This window comes from Neobacillus sp. 114 (assembly GCF_030127045.1).
Classification (GTDB): Bacteria; Bacillota; Bacilli; order Bacillales; family Cytobacillaceae; genus Neobacillus; species Neobacillus rhizophilus.
Map to the genome: position 1 here is coordinate 1,073,932 of NZ_CP126144.1, position 16,622 is coordinate 1,090,553.

Annotated in this window: 19 protein-coding genes; 12 read left to right on the plus strand and 7 right to left on the minus strand. The window is 40.6% G+C overall.

Annotation, left to right across the window (positions count from 1 at the left end; translation table 11 throughout):
* Positions 1-61 precede the first annotated feature (61 nt).
* Positions 62-1,078 (minus strand): DUF3231 family protein, encoded by a 1,017-nt coding sequence (locus QNN06_RS05270; protein ID WP_284037172.1) that lies wholly within the window; start codon positions 1,076-1,078, stop codon positions 62-64.
* Positions 1,079-1,358: 280 nt separating this feature from the next.
* The gene (locus QNN06_RS05275; protein WP_213118471.1) at positions 1,359-1,583 is read right to left on the minus strand and encodes an SHOCT domain-containing protein; all 225 of its coding nucleotides are present in this window, start codon (positions 1,581-1,583) and stop codon (positions 1,359-1,361) included.
* A 384-nt stretch (positions 1,584-1,967) separates the two neighbouring features.
* Between QNN06_RS05275 and QNN06_RS05280 the strand changes: the two genes are divergently transcribed.
* The 3 genes from QNN06_RS05280 to QNN06_RS05290 all read left to right on the plus strand — a co-directional run bounded on the left by QNN06_RS05280 (position 1,968) and on the right by QNN06_RS05290 (position 4,892).
* Positions 1,968-3,434, plus strand: coding sequence for a sensor histidine kinase (locus QNN06_RS05280; RefSeq protein ID WP_284037173.1), 1,467 nt, complete (start codon positions 1,968-1,970; stop codon positions 3,432-3,434).
* On the plus strand, positions 3,412-4,104 hold the full coding sequence (locus QNN06_RS05285; protein WP_213118469.1) for a response regulator transcription factor: 693 nt from the start codon (positions 3,412-3,414) through the stop codon (positions 4,102-4,104). Before QNN06_RS05280 ends, QNN06_RS05285 begins: the two co-directional genes overlap by 23 nt.
* A gap of 164 nt (positions 4,105-4,268) precedes the next feature.
* Positions 4,269-4,892, plus strand: a complete 624-nt coding sequence (locus tag QNN06_RS05290; RefSeq protein WP_284037174.1) for a DUF2306 domain-containing protein — start codon at positions 4,269-4,271, stop codon at positions 4,890-4,892.
* Between the two features lie 93 nt (positions 4,893-4,985).
* Here QNN06_RS05290 and QNN06_RS05295 read toward each other — a convergent pair whose 3' ends face one another.
* Both QNN06_RS05295 and QNN06_RS05300 read right to left on the minus strand, forming a co-directional pair.
* The gene (locus QNN06_RS05295) at positions 4,986-5,444 is read right to left on the minus strand and encodes a CBO0543 family protein (protein WP_213118467.1); all 459 of its coding nucleotides are present in this window, start codon (positions 5,442-5,444) and stop codon (positions 4,986-4,988) included.
* The gene (locus QNN06_RS05300; protein WP_217034929.1) at positions 5,444-5,938 is read right to left on the minus strand and encodes a CBO0543 family protein; all 495 of its coding nucleotides are present in this window, start codon (positions 5,936-5,938) and stop codon (positions 5,444-5,446) included. The genes QNN06_RS05295 and QNN06_RS05300 overlap by 1 nt, the downstream gene beginning before the upstream one ends.
* A 268-nt stretch (positions 5,939-6,206) precedes the next feature.
* On the opposite strand from QNN06_RS05300, the gene QNN06_RS05305 reads away from it, so the two are divergent.
* Complete coding sequence (locus QNN06_RS05305) at positions 6,207-7,196, plus strand: glycine-rich domain-containing protein (protein ID WP_284037175.1); 990 nt, start codon at positions 6,207-6,209, stop codon at positions 7,194-7,196.
* Between the two features lie 63 nt (positions 7,197-7,259).
* Here QNN06_RS05305 and QNN06_RS05310 read toward each other — a convergent pair whose 3' ends face one another.
* Positions 7,260-8,276 carry a DUF4179 domain-containing protein gene (locus QNN06_RS05310; protein WP_284037176.1) on the minus strand — a complete coding sequence of 339 codons (1,017 nt, stop codon included), beginning with the start codon at positions 8,274-8,276 and terminating at the stop codon, positions 7,260-7,262.
* On the minus strand, positions 8,273-8,842 hold the full coding sequence (locus QNN06_RS05315; protein WP_284037177.1) for a sigma-70 family RNA polymerase sigma factor: 570 nt from the start codon (positions 8,840-8,842) through the stop codon (positions 8,273-8,275). The genes QNN06_RS05310 and QNN06_RS05315 overlap by 4 nt, the downstream gene beginning before the upstream one ends.
* Before the next feature lie 342 nt (positions 8,843-9,184).
* On the opposite strand from QNN06_RS05315, the gene QNN06_RS05320 reads away from it, so the two are divergent.
* The 3 genes from QNN06_RS05320 (at position 9,185) to QNN06_RS05330 (ending at position 11,261) form a co-directional block, all read left to right on the plus strand.
* The gene (locus tag QNN06_RS05320; RefSeq protein ID WP_213118462.1) at positions 9,185-9,523 is read left to right on the plus strand and encodes a PadR family transcriptional regulator; all 339 of its coding nucleotides are present in this window, start codon (positions 9,185-9,187) and stop codon (positions 9,521-9,523) included.
* Positions 9,513-10,190, plus strand: coding sequence for a DUF1129 family protein (locus QNN06_RS05325; RefSeq protein ID WP_284037178.1), 678 nt, complete (start codon positions 9,513-9,515; stop codon positions 10,188-10,190). The genes QNN06_RS05320 and QNN06_RS05325 overlap by 11 nt, the downstream gene beginning before the upstream one ends.
* A gap of 153 nt (positions 10,191-10,343) precedes the next feature.
* Positions 10,344-11,261 (plus strand): ketopantoate reductase family protein, encoded by a 918-nt coding sequence (locus tag QNN06_RS05330; RefSeq protein WP_284037898.1) that lies wholly within the window; start codon positions 10,344-10,346, stop codon positions 11,259-11,261.
* A gap of 248 nt (positions 11,262-11,509) precedes the next feature.
* Here the strand turns inward: QNN06_RS05330 and QNN06_RS05335 are convergent, their stop codons facing one another.
* Complete coding sequence (locus QNN06_RS05335; RefSeq protein ID WP_284037179.1) at positions 11,510-11,812, minus strand: winged helix-turn-helix transcriptional regulator; 303 nt, start codon at positions 11,810-11,812, stop codon at positions 11,510-11,512.
* Between the two features lie 171 nt (positions 11,813-11,983).
* Here QNN06_RS05335 and QNN06_RS05340 point away from each other — a divergent pair, with 171 nt between their 5' ends.
* The 5 genes from QNN06_RS05340 (at position 11,984) to QNN06_RS05360 (ending at position 16,614) form a co-directional block, all read left to right on the plus strand.
* Complete coding sequence (locus QNN06_RS05340) at positions 11,984-12,391, plus strand: DoxX family protein (protein WP_284037180.1); 408 nt, start codon at positions 11,984-11,986, stop codon at positions 12,389-12,391.
* Positions 12,392-12,406: 15 nt separating this feature from the next.
* Positions 12,407-13,255 (plus strand): VOC family protein, encoded by an 849-nt coding sequence (locus QNN06_RS05345; protein WP_213118458.1) that lies wholly within the window; start codon positions 12,407-12,409, stop codon positions 13,253-13,255.
* Between the two features lie 35 nt (positions 13,256-13,290).
* Positions 13,291-14,355 (plus strand): LLM class flavin-dependent oxidoreductase, encoded by a 1,065-nt coding sequence (locus QNN06_RS05350; RefSeq protein WP_213118457.1) that lies wholly within the window; start codon positions 13,291-13,293, stop codon positions 14,353-14,355.
* A 25-nt stretch (positions 14,356-14,380) separates the two neighbouring features.
* Positions 14,381-14,980: an NADPH-dependent FMN reductase gene (locus tag QNN06_RS05355; RefSeq protein ID WP_213118896.1), complete on the plus strand. Its 600-nt coding sequence runs from the start codon at positions 14,381-14,383 to the stop codon at positions 14,978-14,980.
* A gap of 287 nt (positions 14,981-15,267) precedes the next feature.
* A complete protein-coding gene (locus QNN06_RS05360; protein WP_284037181.1) occupies positions 15,268-16,614 on the plus strand; it encodes an amino acid permease in 1,347 nt (448 codons plus the stop codon).
* Positions 16,615-16,622 lie beyond the last annotated feature (8 nt).

The following is a 16,622-nucleotide window of genomic DNA, read 5'->3' on the forward strand; positions in this document are numbered from 1 at the left end:
GAAATTCCGTTAATTTTTTATAATGAAAAAAGCGTTTTAACGTACATTTGGCGGCCTCAGATCACGAATCTTGCATCAGATGATCCCTGTCAATCGCTTCAGGTTGTTTTTCTAACCATCCATGTTTAACCATAATATTGTATGAAATTGCACCAGCCTCCAAAGCGTGGGTAAATACTTTAGTATAGTTTACGATTATATCCGATCTAAAGCTGGAACCTAATGATGCACCATAATAAGTAAGGGCTGCATTTACTAAAAAGCCTGCGTGAAACATAATCAATTTGTCAGAAAATGGACTTACAGTAGAATCGGTAATCTCTGCATCCCATTTCTCAGGTATTGGCAAATGATCCTCTTGCAATATAGTGTCAAAGCTTTCAGCATCTTTCCCTGCTAATTTAACGTTTTTTAACATAAAATTACGAACATCTTCATGCACTGCTACCTGACTAAAAGCCAAACTTAATGAACTGATAAATCCAGTTTTCGTTGAATTAAAGAAAAGGGTGCTGATTTCCGAGCTATTTAGTGGCCGTTTTTCTCCAATTAAATTTGAAATGAATCCCGGTGTTTCCATGAATTCCGCCCAAGGAGGCGAAGGGATGGAGGGGACACTTGAATATTTTGGATCACTTTTAGCCAATTTCACTATTTTTTGAAACAATTCCTTAGATTCTTCCGTACATTTAAAAAAATAATTTTGAATGTCTTCTCGTTCTGTATTTGTAATCGCTAGGCTATAAGCTGTTAACCCATGAATGGTCATAATATAGGAGTAAAATAGTAAAAATTGATCGGAGAACAGACGTGGGGCATTAACATTCACGTCATTCTCTGTAAATCCGATTGGGACTTGGAAATTTGCACTTTTCAAGAATTCGGTGATTTTCGCAATATGACTCTCAGATAACTGTAAAGAGAATTCTAAGATGGGTTTAATCTCATTATTTTCAACAATTTTAAGAAAATATTTGTAAACACAGATCGCCATACTATCGCCCATATACTGAAGCCAAAGAGCGGATACTTCTGCTGCGGTTAATTTATTTGCCGATTTCTGCTTAAAAATCCCCAACAAAATACCTCCAGTTTTTCCATTTATTATCCTGAGATTATTTTATGGTATTGAATATGAAGTATACAGATAAATTGAAGTTGATGCATGGGGACGGTTCTTTTGCATCATTCCAAGGTCCAGTTTAGTTTCTTTTCCGGTAATGATCCAGCATTATTGGTGAATAATCAAAAAACCTCAGTTCCAGACAACCGAACTGAGGTTTTTTGTAGTGGTCGGGCTTGTCAGCTTTTATAAAAAAAGACAACTGTAGCCTCCATTTAATGAACTATCCCAACGTTTACTTCTGTTTCCCGCTCAAGAAATCCTTCAGCTTTGTGTATTCTTCGATCGTGATTTCTCCCGAGGCCAATCGCTTATCTAAAATAAGCAGGGGATCATGATGATGCCTGTCTTGATAACAGAAACCTCTTTTACCTCGCCATAATCTGAAATTGGCAAAAATCAATCCAAGTAATAATAAAAAGAAGATAAAACCAAATGGGTGAAAATAGCCCCAATGCATAAACATCGTCTCCTTTAGGTAAATTCGTTACATGTTCAGAATACATTCCGTTTCTAATCAAACTTTGAACAAAACCTAAAATATTGATAAAAATGTTCTGTGAAGAATTGGAATGTAGATATAGAAAAAGCTTTACCAAATGATATTTAAAGTACCTTTTTTTGAATTTTATACTTTTTTTAGAATTGATTTAGAAGTGTTTTAGACATATGGAGTAGGATGAATTATAGAAAGCTTCGGCAAGCTGAATTCGCTGGTGTATAGAATTGGGGGAAGTTTTTCAAACACTTGTGAAACTTATCAATACGTTCCTACTCCTGTTATCATAATGTTTAAAGCCGGCTTGATTTGTTTGAGAAAAAACAGCTCTAAGGAGATTTGCCCATGTCTATCAAGAAGAGACTATTGCTTTCCTATATCGCGATGACCTTTATTCCCATCGTCTTGTTTGCCTTGATTGCAACAGCACTGTTCTCAGCCTTCTACACAGATATGGCGGGAACAGGGGGAAGGAAGGGGATGCCGGCCTTTTGGGAGGAGTCTGCTCAGCGCCGCGACCTGATTGCCGGGGTGAAATTTATGGCTCAAACAGAACCTGAGCGTTTCATGGACCGTGACTTTTTGAAAAAAACAGACGAACAATTGAATCGTTTGCAGACGGGACTCGTGGTCTTAAATAATAATCGGGTATCATACACATCTCCTTTTGTGGAAAACCTTGAACTTAAACAGCCAATCCAAGAGATGAAAACGAGCTGGACCCAAAATCGCCGGGAAAAGAGTCGTTTTTCAGTGGAAAAGTACGATATAGCATTCAGTGATGGAACTTCTGGGACGGTATATTTCGTTTCCGATTTGAAATCGTTTTTCGCCGAAGCTAGAAAGTTTTTTCCGTTGCTTTTTTTATCGCTGCTATTGGTCATTGGGCTAACGAACGGATTCCTTACCTATTTAGTTTCCCGCAGCTTTATCCAACCATTGTACATGTTAAAAAAAGCTGCGAATCACTTTAAGGAAGGAAACTTGGATCATGAAGTTAAGTTAAAACGAAAAGACGAAATTGGGGAGTTGGGGGCGGCGTTTGAAGAAATGCGTGCCCGCTTGCATGAATCCATACATCTCCAGCTGCAATACGAAGAGAACCGCAAAGAACTCATCTCTAATATTTCGCATGACTTAAAGACACCGATTACTGGGATAAAAGCATGTGTTCAGGGCATCCAAGATGGTATTGTGGATACGGCCGCCAAACAGGATAAATATATGAAGATGATTGCGAAAAAAGCCGAAGATATGGATGTTTTGATAGATGAATTAATGCTGTATTCCAAGCTGGATTTAAATCGGATGCCATTTCATTTGGAACCGTTGGATATTCGCTCGTTCTTACGGGATTATGTCGAAGAGCTGCGTATCGACCCGCGAATGAAAGGCATCAAGCTTACGTTTTCCACCTCCAATGATAATCCAGTTCCTGTAATGGCCGACCGTGAAAAGTTGAGCAGGGTGATGGTGAATATTATCGGCAACAGCCTGAAATATATGGATAAACAAGAAATGGAAATCCTGGTGGAATTGTTTGCGGATGAGGAGAAAGCGACGGTTCATATTCGGGATAACGGACTGGGAATTGACAGTGAAGCGCAGCAGCATATTTTCGACCGTTTCTACCGAGCAGACCCGTCCCGGAATACAGAAACGGGAGGGTCCGGCCTTGGTCTTGCGATTGTCAAACAAATCGTAGAAGGACAAGGTGGAACCGTTTGGGTGGAAAGCCAATTAGGTGAAGGGACCGGCATTTATTTTACGCTAATGAGGGTGAAGACGATTGAAACGAATTCTGATCATTGAGGACGACGAGGTCATTGTTGAAGTAGAAAAAGATTATTTGGAGGCAAGCGGGTTCGACGTGGAAATTGCCACAAGCGGAGATGCCGGTCTTAAAAAGGCACTTGAAGAGGAGTATGACCTAATCATCCTCGATCTCATGCTTCCAAATACGGACGGATTTGAAATCTGCCGGCAAGTCCGCCGGGAGAAAAACATTCCTATCTTAATGCTTTCTGCCAAAAAGGAAGAAATCGATAAAATCCGCGGTCTCGGACTCGGCGCAGACGATTACATGACCAAACCATTCAGTGTCGGCGAGCTGGTGGCACGGGTCAAAGCCCATCTTGCTAGATATGATCGATTGATGACAGATAACCTGATGAGACAAAAAGACGAAATCCGTATCCGGGGGATTCGCATTGATAAGCTGTCCCGTAAGGTATTTTTGAATGAAAAGGAAGTCTCGTTTACCTTGAAAGAGTATGACCTGCTCTTGTTTCTGGCGATGCACCCGAACAGGGTTTTCAGCAAAGACGAACTGTTCGAAAAAATATGGGGACTGGATTCTCTGGGTGATAACGCCACGGTAACCGTGTTTATCGGCAAACTGCGCGAAAAAATCGAACCGAACCCATCCAAGCCGCAATATATCGAAACCATTTGGGGCGTCGGATACCGGTTTAATGTTTAAATGATGCATGGGGACGGTTCTCATGCATCATTTTAGTCGTTTTTTTATTAGAAGTTTGAGTGATATTATTTTTATACTTTTTTTAGATTTCGTTTAGAATCCATTTAGACACATCCATTACCATTACTACAGGAGATAGTAACAAAATTGGAGTGTGAATTAGATTGAAACCTAAAAAAAGCTGGTGGATTTTAGTCATTTTATCCTTGGGAGTCAGCATTCCCTTTGCGGCCCCCTATTTGACATTTAATCCCGCAAATAGCCGTGTTTCTTTCACAGCGGCGGCCATACAATTTCCTTTATTAGTTGCTCATATTATTACAGCATGTGTTGCACTGCTATCGGGCTTTTTTCAATTTCTGGAGCCGCTGAGAATAAAGGCACCTAAGGTCCATCGTTATCTTGGAAGAGTGTATGTAGGCAGTGTTTTCATTAGCGCGATTCTCGCATTGGTATACACATTTTACGTTGAGGATTTTTCAAAAGCTACTTCCTTCTCAGTATTAGCACTTTTATGGCTTTTCACCTGCTGGAAAGGTTATCGAACCGCTGTGAGAAAAGATTTTGACGAGCATCGCAAATGGATGATTCGCAGTTTTGGTATCACGCTAGTAGCAGTAACCGGACGCCTTGTCGTACCGGTATTGCTATTAACCTATGGCATTTTAAACGGCTTCTCTCTTCCGGAAGGCAGGGAGGCAATGGTAGAAAAGGTGCTGAACGTGAATATATGGGTTGGTATCATTGTTAATTTCATCGTTATTGAGTGGAGGATACTCAAGGAATGATGGATGATGCATGAGGCTTCCGCACAGCTCCATGCAACCATCATGGAATTTGGACCGACACTACGGATGAGGCAAGAGAACCGTCTCCATGCATCATTTTGCGAAAAACCAGTTACAAAATAAACGTGATATATAGAACGCAAGGCAAATGGAAATCCAAGATATATACCAGGCCCAGTGTATGTATGTAATGAGGTCGGTGTATTTTTCGATAATAATTTCGCCGATCGTCAACACGGAGGTAAAGCCTACATAATAAGCCAATTGAAAAATAGTACTTCGGTTATTGGGATACCAAACATTAAAGGCGGCACATATGACCGGAAAAGCAAAGTACTCATATGTGAAGCTCGTCCGATTGACAGAAGGAAATAATCGAACAGGATATTCAAGCAGTCCAAGCTCCACGACTACTAAACCTATAAGAAAGGTAATAACCTGTTTGAACAATATAGCCACGACGGCAAGGCGAAATTTATTTTTCGGTATGAAGAAAAGTATCCCTGTTGACACTGCGTAGACGGAAATTAAGATCCACCATTCCATTCTCATCAGATACCCCGCCGTTCTGTTTGAAACACAGCTTTGTCTTTAAAGAACCAATTGCACAAGACTTGACTCACGTAAAAGAGAAACCAAATGTAAATCCACATCCCCCACCAAGTCAACCATTTATATTCTAATAAATCAGTAAATCTCTCGAGGGTAATATCAAACAACGTGATGGCAGAGACCCAAACCAAAAAGTATGTAAATCTGGGCCATCGGCTGCCCTTCACTTTCTTATGCACGTAATATAGGGAAAACAAAATTGGATAAAACCAATAATCGATTGTAATGGGGAGATGGCTCGCTTTAGGGAACTCCCGAACAGGCGCACTTAACAAACCAAGTTGAAACGAAGGCATATCGCAAAGCCAGATGATGGCTTGAAACATCATGAAGGCCAAGATTCCCTTGCGCCAATCTTTTCGTGGAATAAACAAAAGAAAGCCAGCAAAGCCGAACAGCCACATTGCAGCCAAGATCAAACGCTCCATCTGCATGTCTAAGAAACTCCATCTCTCGTGTAGGATAATTTTAGAATGATGCATGGGGACGGTTCTTATGCATCATTTCAAGGTTATTCACTAAATAGGAACCCTGATTCGGCACCGCAGGATGAGGCAAGAGAACCGTCCCCATGCATCAACAAGGATTGTTAAGTTTGGGTAAATTTTCTGAAAAAACCTTAAAAACTATATTATCTTTGTATTATAATTTTTATTGGTTAGGAAATTTTTCCAAACAGGACATCCATGAGGGGGGATTGGAATGACTGCGGGTGTGATTATAGCAGGGGTAATCGTAATAGGTGTTATCGTCCTATATAGTTTGTCGGCGGATAAAAGGCGGCCAAAATTAGCCAAAGAGAACATCCCGGCCAACCTAGGTGTACTAAGTCATGTCCCGATACAGCCTTTAATTGATCAATTGAACACCGCACTAGACGATGACTACATACAGCAGGTAAAACAGCGCTTTTTAAAGGATTTTCCGAATCGGAGTGAAGATGAATTTGAATGGCTGCTGTTTGAATTAAAGCGGTATTTCATCGTGGCCAATATTTTAAAGAAGGCGCCGATGTTTAGTGAAGACGTCGATGAAATCTGGCATGAAATGATTCTTTTTACAAAAAATTATCAGGCGTTTTCCGAGAAATTCTTAGGAAAAATGCTGCATCATACGCCGAACACCAATCCTGAACCGGCACCACAGGAAAGAGCCTTTTTTGACTGGATTTTTTCACAGCTGTTTGAAATTAATCAGTTCAGCTGGAAAACGTGGGGGAGTTTTTTCAAGTACCCAATGGAAAGCGCAGTTTTAAAGGAATTTAAGGAAAATAGTACGGAAGCCTTGATAGAAAAATATTTTCAGCGGAGCGAGGAAAACAAGGATCTTCTTGAATATTTGGTTAATCGGCTGAAAAAGCAATTAAGCGAAGCTGATAATATGTATCGTGCTAACCCGAAAGGTTCATTTTCGAAGCAGCGGACATATGGCGATATGGCTCCACTCGCGCTGGGGATGGTTTTTTTCTCGTATTTTTATTTTGATCATTATTGGGACTACATGAGAACGATTGCCTTTGCTGAAGCGGCAAAGTATACAAGCGGCTGCACCACCGCTGTTTTCTGCGGATCCGCCTCTTCGGACGACTCTGGGAATCATTCCGGGAATTGCGGCGGGGACAGTGGAGGAGGAGATGGCGGGGGAAGCAGCTGCTCATCCTGCTCGAGCTGCGGAAGCGGATGTTCTTCTTAAGATGAAGCATGGTGACGGTTCTTGTGCCTCAAAAAAATGAGGCACAAGAACCGTCCCTCTGCATCACTGTAGCTCGATAGTGATGGGGTCCATTTCTTTTGTTTCTAATCCTTTTCCTGAGCCAAGGGAATAGTAGATGACTGGTACAAGTGTTAGTGATTTTGCGTTTGGATTGATGGATTTGATTGTACTGCTCCATTCAAAGGATCTCCCGTTGTCACGGCTAACACCGCCGTTTCCATCGGCGCTGTAGCTGTTGCCTAAATCATCTTGTACATTTTTAATGTCTGCGGTCACATGCGGCCATTTGTCTAGAATACGGGGATCTACAACCTGTTCGTAGTGGATTACTGTCGACAAACCATTCGTTTCAATGGACTTAATGTTAACTGTCACACCATGATTGGTAACGGACCGATTCACAAGTTTCGTTTTGTTTTCCAAAGCGGACACTTCAAATGCGAAATGCCAATCCCCTGCAACAGATTCTTTTGTTTCAAGATTAACGAATGCAGTCGGTTCCCAGCTGATTTCAATACGGTCGCGTTTGTTCCCACGAAACGTTGGCGTTATTTTTTCCGTCCCTACATACGTGGTGGCATTCACTTTTTTCATCGTACCAGTTGACCCAATTGCCTCGGCTCCCTTTACGTTAAATGCTGATGACATGCCAGGATTTGTTCCTAAATCTTTATCGGTTTCAATCGCATAAGAAACAGTAATCGAAGATCCATCGAATACAGCATCCTCAATCATGATGGATACACCATTACTTGACTGGGTTTGTGAAATGTTTGTTGCGAATTTCGAATAGTTGCTAGTATAAGAGTTTTCATCTTGAAAGTAACTCATAATATTATTCATAAATGGAATCTGGGATGCGAGTGATGGTACGGCAAAACTAGCACCAATCGTGGCCCCAAGTACAATCGTTGCTGCCACTGCCATATATTTAAAAACCTTTATTTTCTTCTTTGTTCCCATTACATGCTGTTTCACGCGTTTTTTTTCCATTTCACTGACTTCCACAGGTTCGATTCCTTCAATATCGATATCTGCTAACTTTATATAGTCATTCATATAATGAATTGCTCCTTCAATTTCATATTTTCCGCTAATTTTTTCTTCCCACGATACAATCGATTATCGACTGCAGCTTTTGATAAATGCAGGGAATCGGCAATTTCACTATTACTCATCTCTAAAAAGTATTTCATGATAAAAATATCACGATCTATTTCAGCTAGCTTGCATAGTTCAAAAAGCAGCTCATTTTTTTGTTCCCTATCTAATACGGACTTTTGTAAACTCGTAGGTGAACTAATTTGTTCAAGCCCAGCGGGAGGAGCCTCGCGTGCAGTCTGTTTTTCAAAGATTCGATAGTAATCGATTGCTTTATACTTTGTGATGGTGCCAATCCACTTTTTGAAATCTGCCGTATCTCCATTAAATTGGTGGCTGTTTCTCCAAACCTCTAAAAACACATCATTTATGCAATCATCTACGGCATCACGTTTGCCAAGCGGCTGTAATATTTTTAGTGAAATGGCTTTAACCAAGGGCAAATATTCATCAATGACATACTCTAAGGCATCCTCTTTTTGCTTTTTTAAACGTTTAATAAAATTCTTGTTAGAAACGGCCATATTTTATCTCCTTCATTTTTTGAAAAAGCTTTTTCACTAACTATAACGAAGCAACCATCGGCATATTCTCAACTATTTTGAATTTATTTTACAATAATGAGGCATGGGGACGGTTCTTTTGCATCAAAAATATGTTGCATCAGGTACCGAATACGGACCTTGGGCCGGACACGATATGGGGCGGGAGAAGTGTCCCGTGGATGTTCCCACTCCATGCATCAAGACTTGACCGATTTCCAAAAATGGGTTATGCTGGGTATAATAAGCTATCTTGTTTTGCAAGGTAGCTAAATTAAAACATAGTATCTTGTATTACAAGATACCGATAAGGACGAAACGTTTATGTCACTGAGAAGCCAATTATTAAAAGGGATTTTGGAAGGATGCATTCTATCAATCATTGAAAAAGAAACGGTTTATGGTTATGAACTATCACAGAAGCTTCAACAATTTGGCTTGAATGATGTAAGTGAAGGATCCATTTATCCCATTTTGCTTCGGCTCCAAAAGGAGGGATTAATTAAAGGTGAAATGCGCGCTTCCCCAACAGGTCCTAAACGGAAATACTACCAACTTACCATCGAAGGGGAAAAGGCAATAGCTGAATTTCGAGAAGAATGGGAAAATATTCAGAAACCTGTAGATAAATTGTTAAATAGGGGGTTTAATGATGAACGCTAAAGAGTTGATTGAACTAAATAATCGAAAACGAAAAGAATTGACGAAAGAAAATGAAGAATATTACGGTAATATGCTCGTTTATATTCGAGCGAGTATGGCCGTTTCGGAGCAGCAATCAGAAGAATTATTAATGGAGCTTTTAGATCATATCATTGAGGCACAGAAAGAAGGAAAACGAGCTGTGGATATATTTGGAGAGAATCCATCAGCTTATTGTGATGAAATGATCAAGCAGTTACCTAAAGAATCGGGGAAAAGCACAGCCTATTTTATAGTCTTTTTGTTAGTGAAGCTGGCAGGCTTAATAGCTGTAGTCAATGGGATAGGAGACATCATTATCCACTATTTTAAAGATAACGATCAGACTGTGTATGTCGGGACAGCCATTGTTACGTTTATAATCGTTGCTTGTATCATTTTTCTTGATGTGGTTGTAATCTTAAAATGGCTGCAACAATCTGTTTACAAAGTATCAAATAAAGTAAAAGATTTTGTCTTACTTTCTTTCATTATGACACTATCTATACTCGGTATGATTTTTCTGCCTAGACTGCTTCCTAACTTTGGATATGCAATAGAAGTTGGAGGCTTTGTATACCTAATTGTCGGAGTCACGGCACTCGGCATTTCCAAATGGGTAGACCGCAAATATTGTATTACAAAATAAAATTGAGGCAAGGGGACGGTTCTTATGCATCAATTCAGTGGATTTCGTTCGGAAGTATGCTGCAATATATACCGAATGCGGACCTTGAGCCCGACCGTGGAATGAGGCAGAAGAACCGTCCCCATGCATCACAAGAAAGGAATTAAGGTTGTTATGGAAATAAAAAAGGTATCGATTATTGGATTAGGAGCTTTAGGGATTTTGTTTGGCCATCATTTGACCAGGAAAATGGCAAAGAATGATGTAAGGATTATTGCCGATCAGGCTCGAATTGTGAGGTATCAAACTGACGGGGTTTATTGTAATGGCGAACGCTGTGAATTTCATTATGTAACACCTGAGGAAAAATGCGAACCTGCTGATCTATTGATTTTTGCTGTGAAATATGATGGGTTGGAGGACTCGATCCAAGCTGCAAGAAATCATGTCGGAGAAAACACAATCATTTTATCACTGCTAAATGGCATTAGCAGTGAAGCAGTAATTGGCGAAGCTTTTGGAATGGATAAAATCCTATATAGTGTCGCCCAAGGCATGGACGCCGTTAAGATTGGAAATGAGCTAACTTATGCCAATAAGGGAATGATTTGTTTTGGGGACCGGGAATTTGGAGAGATTTCAGATAAGGTCAAGAGTGTAGCGGCATTTTTTGAAAAAATGGAACTCCCTTATCAGGTAGACACAGATATGAAGAAGAGATTATGGGGCAAATTTATGCTCAACGTCGGTGTGAATCAGACCGTTGCTGTTTACGGGAGCGACTATGGTGAAATCCAGCGGGAAGGACAAGCAAGAGATACGATGATTGCTGCTATGCGTGAGGTCATTGCACTGTCTGAGAAAGAAGGAGTCCATTTAACGGAGGCAGATTTAGACTATTGGTTAACCGTGCTGGGCACATTGAGCCCTGAAGGAAAGCCGTCAATGGCTCAAGATGTCGAAGCAAAACGATTCAGTGAAGTCGATTTATTCTCAGGCACGGTTTTGGAATTAGGGAAGAAATTTGGAATTCCTACGCCTGTCAACAGTGAGCTTTACGAGCGGATTAAATTGATGGAAAGTGAGTATTAATTAGTAAACACAAAGGGGTGGACTCCCATTACTATGAAGTAGCGGAAGTCTGCCCCTTTGTTTATAGGTTTCAACTCTGATATTTTCGAAAAGTATTTGAGGCAAAAGAACCGTCCCCATGCCTCAAAAAATAGGGCAGACTCCCATTATAATCAAGCGGAAGTCTGCCCTTTGTTTATAGGGTTCAACTTTGATATTTCGAAAAAAATATTTGAGGCAAAAGAACCGTCCCCATGCATCCCCATGCATCACAACCAGTTTTGTGACCAGTCTTCTATGCTGTTCATGAGTGGCTTTAGTGCCAGGCCTTTGTCGGTTAATGAATACTCGATTCGGACTGGAGTTTCCGGGAAGACTTCCCGTTTTACGATTCCCTCATTTTCCAAATCCTTTAACCTTTCTGAGAGCACTCTGCCGCTTACACCAATTGAAGATTCAATCGTGCAAAACCGCTGCGGACCAGATAAAAGTTGGTAAATAATCATACCAGTCCATCTTTGGCTCAGAAACCCCATGGCTTTTTCAAAGCGAGGACAAATCGATTTATCCAATTGAATCAACTCCTTATTAATTATTATAAACATATTTATAAATAATTAAATTGTTTTTTACAAATTACATACTTGACACTACTAACATATCACAATATACTTACTTACATAAAGTAACTAACTAACAAATTGTTTTTAAAACAAAAACAAAATCAAAGGAGTGCATAGTAAATGGCAATAAAAAATGAAATGGTAACAACTATCTTACGAGTATTTTTGGGGGCAACCTTCTTAATACATGGGGTTGCAAAATTCCAAGGCGGCATTGAAAATACGGCTGGCTTTTTTGAAAGTTTAGGTCTTCCAGGCTTTTCAGCGTATGTGGTTGCTCTAATTGAATTGATTGGTGGCATCGCGGTTATTTTAGGAATAGGAACAAGGGTAATTTCGATACTATTTGCGATTGTTTTAGCTGTTGCCATTGTAAAAGTAAAAATTGCTGTCGGATTTCTTGGCAATGGTCAAATGGCAGGCTACGAGCTTGACTTAGCTTTAATGGCAATTTCTATCTATCTTGCTGCAGCAAACAAATCTGTTCTAGCTTTGGATAACGTCCTGTTTCGCTCTGAGAAAGCCTAAAAGGAGGTAACAAAAATGAACTTTCATCGTGAACCTATTACATTTGTAGGCCAAGTGAACCTAAAGGTAGAAAATTTACAACGTTCATTAGCTTTTTATCAACAGGTGATTGGTTTTAAGGTATTGGAACAATCTGAAAGGTCCGCTAGCCTTACTGCTGATGGAAAGACCGTTTTATTATCCATCGAGCAACCAACGAACGTGGTACCTAAGCAGGGAAAAACAACCGGATTGTATCACTATGCCCTGCTACTTCCGAAACGTTCTGATTTAGCAAGAATCGTGCAGCATTTTGCAGAAATCGGCTTGCGGTTCGGTTCATCCGATCATCTTGTGAGCGAAGCTCTTTATTTATCTGACCCTGATGGAAATGGAATTGAAATTTATATCGACCGTGACCCTTCCTTATGGAATTGGAATAAGGGAGAGGTGGCAATGGCCGTTGACCCGTTGAATTTCTCCGACCTGCTTTCTGGCGGGAAACAGCCAGCATGGGAAGGGCTGCCTGCGGGCACGGTGATGGGACATATCCATTTACATGTTTCCGAATTAAAAAAGACAGAAGAGTTTTATATAAAAGGTCTTGGATTTGAAGTGGTAAACCGATTTGGAAGTCAGGCACTTTTCATTTCTGATGGCAAATACCATCACCATATTGGTTTAAATACTTGGAATGGGGTAGGAGCGCCTGCACCTTCTCCTAATAGTGTTGGGCTTGAAACATTTACACTCATGCTGGCAAATGAGGAAAAGAGAAATAATATAATAATTCAACTGAAGAGTATTGGAGCATCCCTTGCTGAAGAAAATGGTTCGTTCATTACTTCTGATCCTTCAGGTAACCGCATTATCCTGAAAGTATGAAAAATTATTCATCATAACTGGAGGAATTAGCTGTTATGGGACAGGAAAGAAATACTGGAATAGAAATTGGCCTCTATACACTTGGAGATATATGTGTAGATCCTACTACTGGTCAAACGGTCAGTGCAGGACAAAGAATAAAGGAAATAATGGCTGCGGCAACACTCGCTGACGAAGCTGGACTTGATGTGTTTGGAGTGGGTGAACATCACCGCTTAGACTATGCCACGTCTTCCGTTCCGGTCGTATTGTCCGCCATTGCCCAAAAAACTAAACGAATTAAATTGACAAGTACCACGACTGTATTAAGCACGGTTGATCCTGTTCGCCTGTTTGAAGATTTTGCTACGCTGGATTTGCTTTCAGATGGAAGGGCAGAAATCATGGCAGGCCGCGGGGCATTCATAGAATCCTTCCCTCTATTCGGGTATGACATAAATGACTATGACGCTTTGTTCTCTGAGAATATCGAATTATTTTTAAAGCTAAATGAAAACGAACGAATTACTTGGGAGGGCAACTTTCGTTCATCTTTAAAAAATGCAGAAATTGCCCCGCGGCCTCTGCAAAATCAGATTCCTGTTTGGGTGGGAGTAGGAGGAACGCCGCAAAGTGCGGCCCGTGCTGGAAGGTTAGGCGTTGGGATGGCTTTGGCAATACTTGGCGGCGACCCAGTACGATTCAAGCCACTGGTAGAACTGTACCGTAATGCGGGCACTGCAGCGGGGCATGATTTGGAAAAATTAAAGGTAGGCGTTACAGGCCACGGGTATATTTCAAAGACAACCCAGCAGGCCAAGGATGAATTTTATCCTTACTATTCAAACTACTGGTATTCTGTAAACCTCCAGCGTGGGATGACAGGTGAAAAAATATCAAAATCGGATTTTGAATATATGACAGGTCCAGATACCGCCTTATTTGTGGGAAGCCCACAACAGATTGTGGAGAAAATCCTTCGACAACACGAACTGTTTGGACATCAGCGGTTTATGGCTCAGATTGATATAGGTGGTATTCCATTTAAGAAAATAGCTGAAGGAATTGAATTATTAGCGACAGAAGTTGCGCCAATTGTTCGGAGAGAAACAAGTAAATAAAAAATTTATAGGCGGTGTAATTAAGATGGGCTTTATAGGTAAACTATTTGGGAAAGAATCTAAGGAGGAAGTTGCTATGACTACAGAAAAATTAAATATTGGAATCATTTTAGGGAGCACACGCCAAGGGCGTGTAAGCCCACAAGTCGGCGAATGGGTTAAAGGAATTGCCGATAAACGTGGGGATGCCAACTATGAAATCGTCGATATTGCGGACTTTAATCTTCCATTCTTAGGTACAACAGATGGTTCAGAGCCAGGCATTGCAGCTTGGAATGAGAAACTGGCAAGCCTTGATGGATTTGTGTTCATCGTTCAAGAATACAACCACAGTATTACGGGTGCGTTAAAAAACGCGATCGATTTTGCTCGTGAAGCTTGGTATAACAAAGCTGCTGGTATAGTAAGCTATGGCTCAACTGGCGGTGCTCGTGCAGCTGAACATTTGCGTGGAATTCTTGCCGAACAAAAAGTAGCAGATGTTCGCACACATCCAACTTTAAGCCTATTCACAGACTTTGTAAATGGATCTGAATTTAAACCACAAGAACTACATCTCAATAACGTAAATGCCATGCTTGAAGAAGTTAATGCGTGGAGCGGAGCTTTAAAAACATTACGATAAAATAGAAAATCACCAAAGAGGCTGACTCAACTTGAGCAGCCTCTATTTTTTTGAGGCATGGGGACGGTTCTCATGCATCAATTCTTGTTTTTTCAGAATGCGGTACTATGTTCGAACACGGGGCTTTAGCAGGCACTGGATGAGGCAAAAGAACCGTCCCTATGCATCATTTAATACAGTAAAGCGTTAATTTGCTTCATTGCTTGAAAATTCTTATGTAATTATAATCTCTTAAATAAGGTAATAGAAGCAAATTAGTAGAGGCATAAAGGCAGGAGGAGTAATGGTTGGGGAAAAATCATCAAAGTGAGAAGTTGCAGCGAGGTTTAGATAATAGGCATATCCAGTTAATTGCACTTGGAGGTGCGATTGGGGTTGGGCTGTTTTATGGCTCAAGTGCCACGATTCAAATGGCTGGTCCGTCTGTTCTGTTGTCATATTTAGTCGGAGGCCTGGTCATTTTCACGATAATGAGAGCGCTGGGGGAAATGGCTGTAGATGAACCGGTTTCAGGTTCATTCAGTTCATATGCAAACAAATATCTAGGTCCGTTTGCAGGTTTCTTTACCGGGTGGACTTATTGGTTTATGTGGGTTGTCGTCGGAATGGCGGAAATAACGGTGGTTGGTGTTTATGTGAATTACTGGTTTCCGGATATTCCGCAATGGCTGACAGCACTGTCTGTACTTGTCGTGATTACGATCATAAATCTTGCTAATGTAAAAGCTTTTGGCGAGTTTGAGTTTTGGTTTGCGCTGATAAAGGTTGTAGCGATTATCGGGATGATCCTTCTTGGATTAGGAATCATTTTCATAGGAATCGGGAATGGCGGTCATCCGATTGGTTTTGACAATCTTTGGACGCATGGAGGATTCGTCCCAAATGGAATCAAAGGAATATTAATGTCCCTAGTTCTCGTGATGTTTTCATTTGGCGGTGTAGAATTAGTCGGAATTACGGCAGGGGAGGCAAAAAATCCCCAAAAGTCCATTCCCTCAGCCATCAACAATGTAGTCTGGAGGATTTTGATTTTTTATATTGGCGCATTAGGAATCATGATGATTTTATACCCTTGGAATGAGGTAGGCACGAAGGGAAGCCCCTTTGTGTTAATTTTCGATAAGGTTGGAATCCCGGGTGCTGCCCATATCATTAACTTCGTAGTCATAACAGCAGCACTATCGGCTTTTAATAGTGGGTTATTCAGTTCGGGAAGAATGCTTTACAATTTATCACTCCAAAATAACGGCCCGAAATATTTCGAAAAGCTTAGCAATAATGGCAGCCCAAGACGCGGAATTCTGTTCTCGTCCATGTTTTTACTAGTGGCAGTAGTATTGAACTATATTGTTCCTGAAAAAGTGTTTCTGTACATTTCATCCGTTGCCACAGTTGCGGTAATTACAAGTTGGACAATCATCCTGATTACGCAATTAAAGTTCAGGAAATCCAAAACAAAAATAGAAAAAGAAAAACTAGCATTTAAAATGCCGTTATATCCAATCTCCACCTATTTATCATTGACGTTCCTAGCACTTATCATCGTCTTAATGGCATTCATCCCAGAAATGCGAATCGCATTATTCGTCGCACCCATCTGGTTTCTGAGTCTTTATATCGGATATAGGATTTAATAATGGTG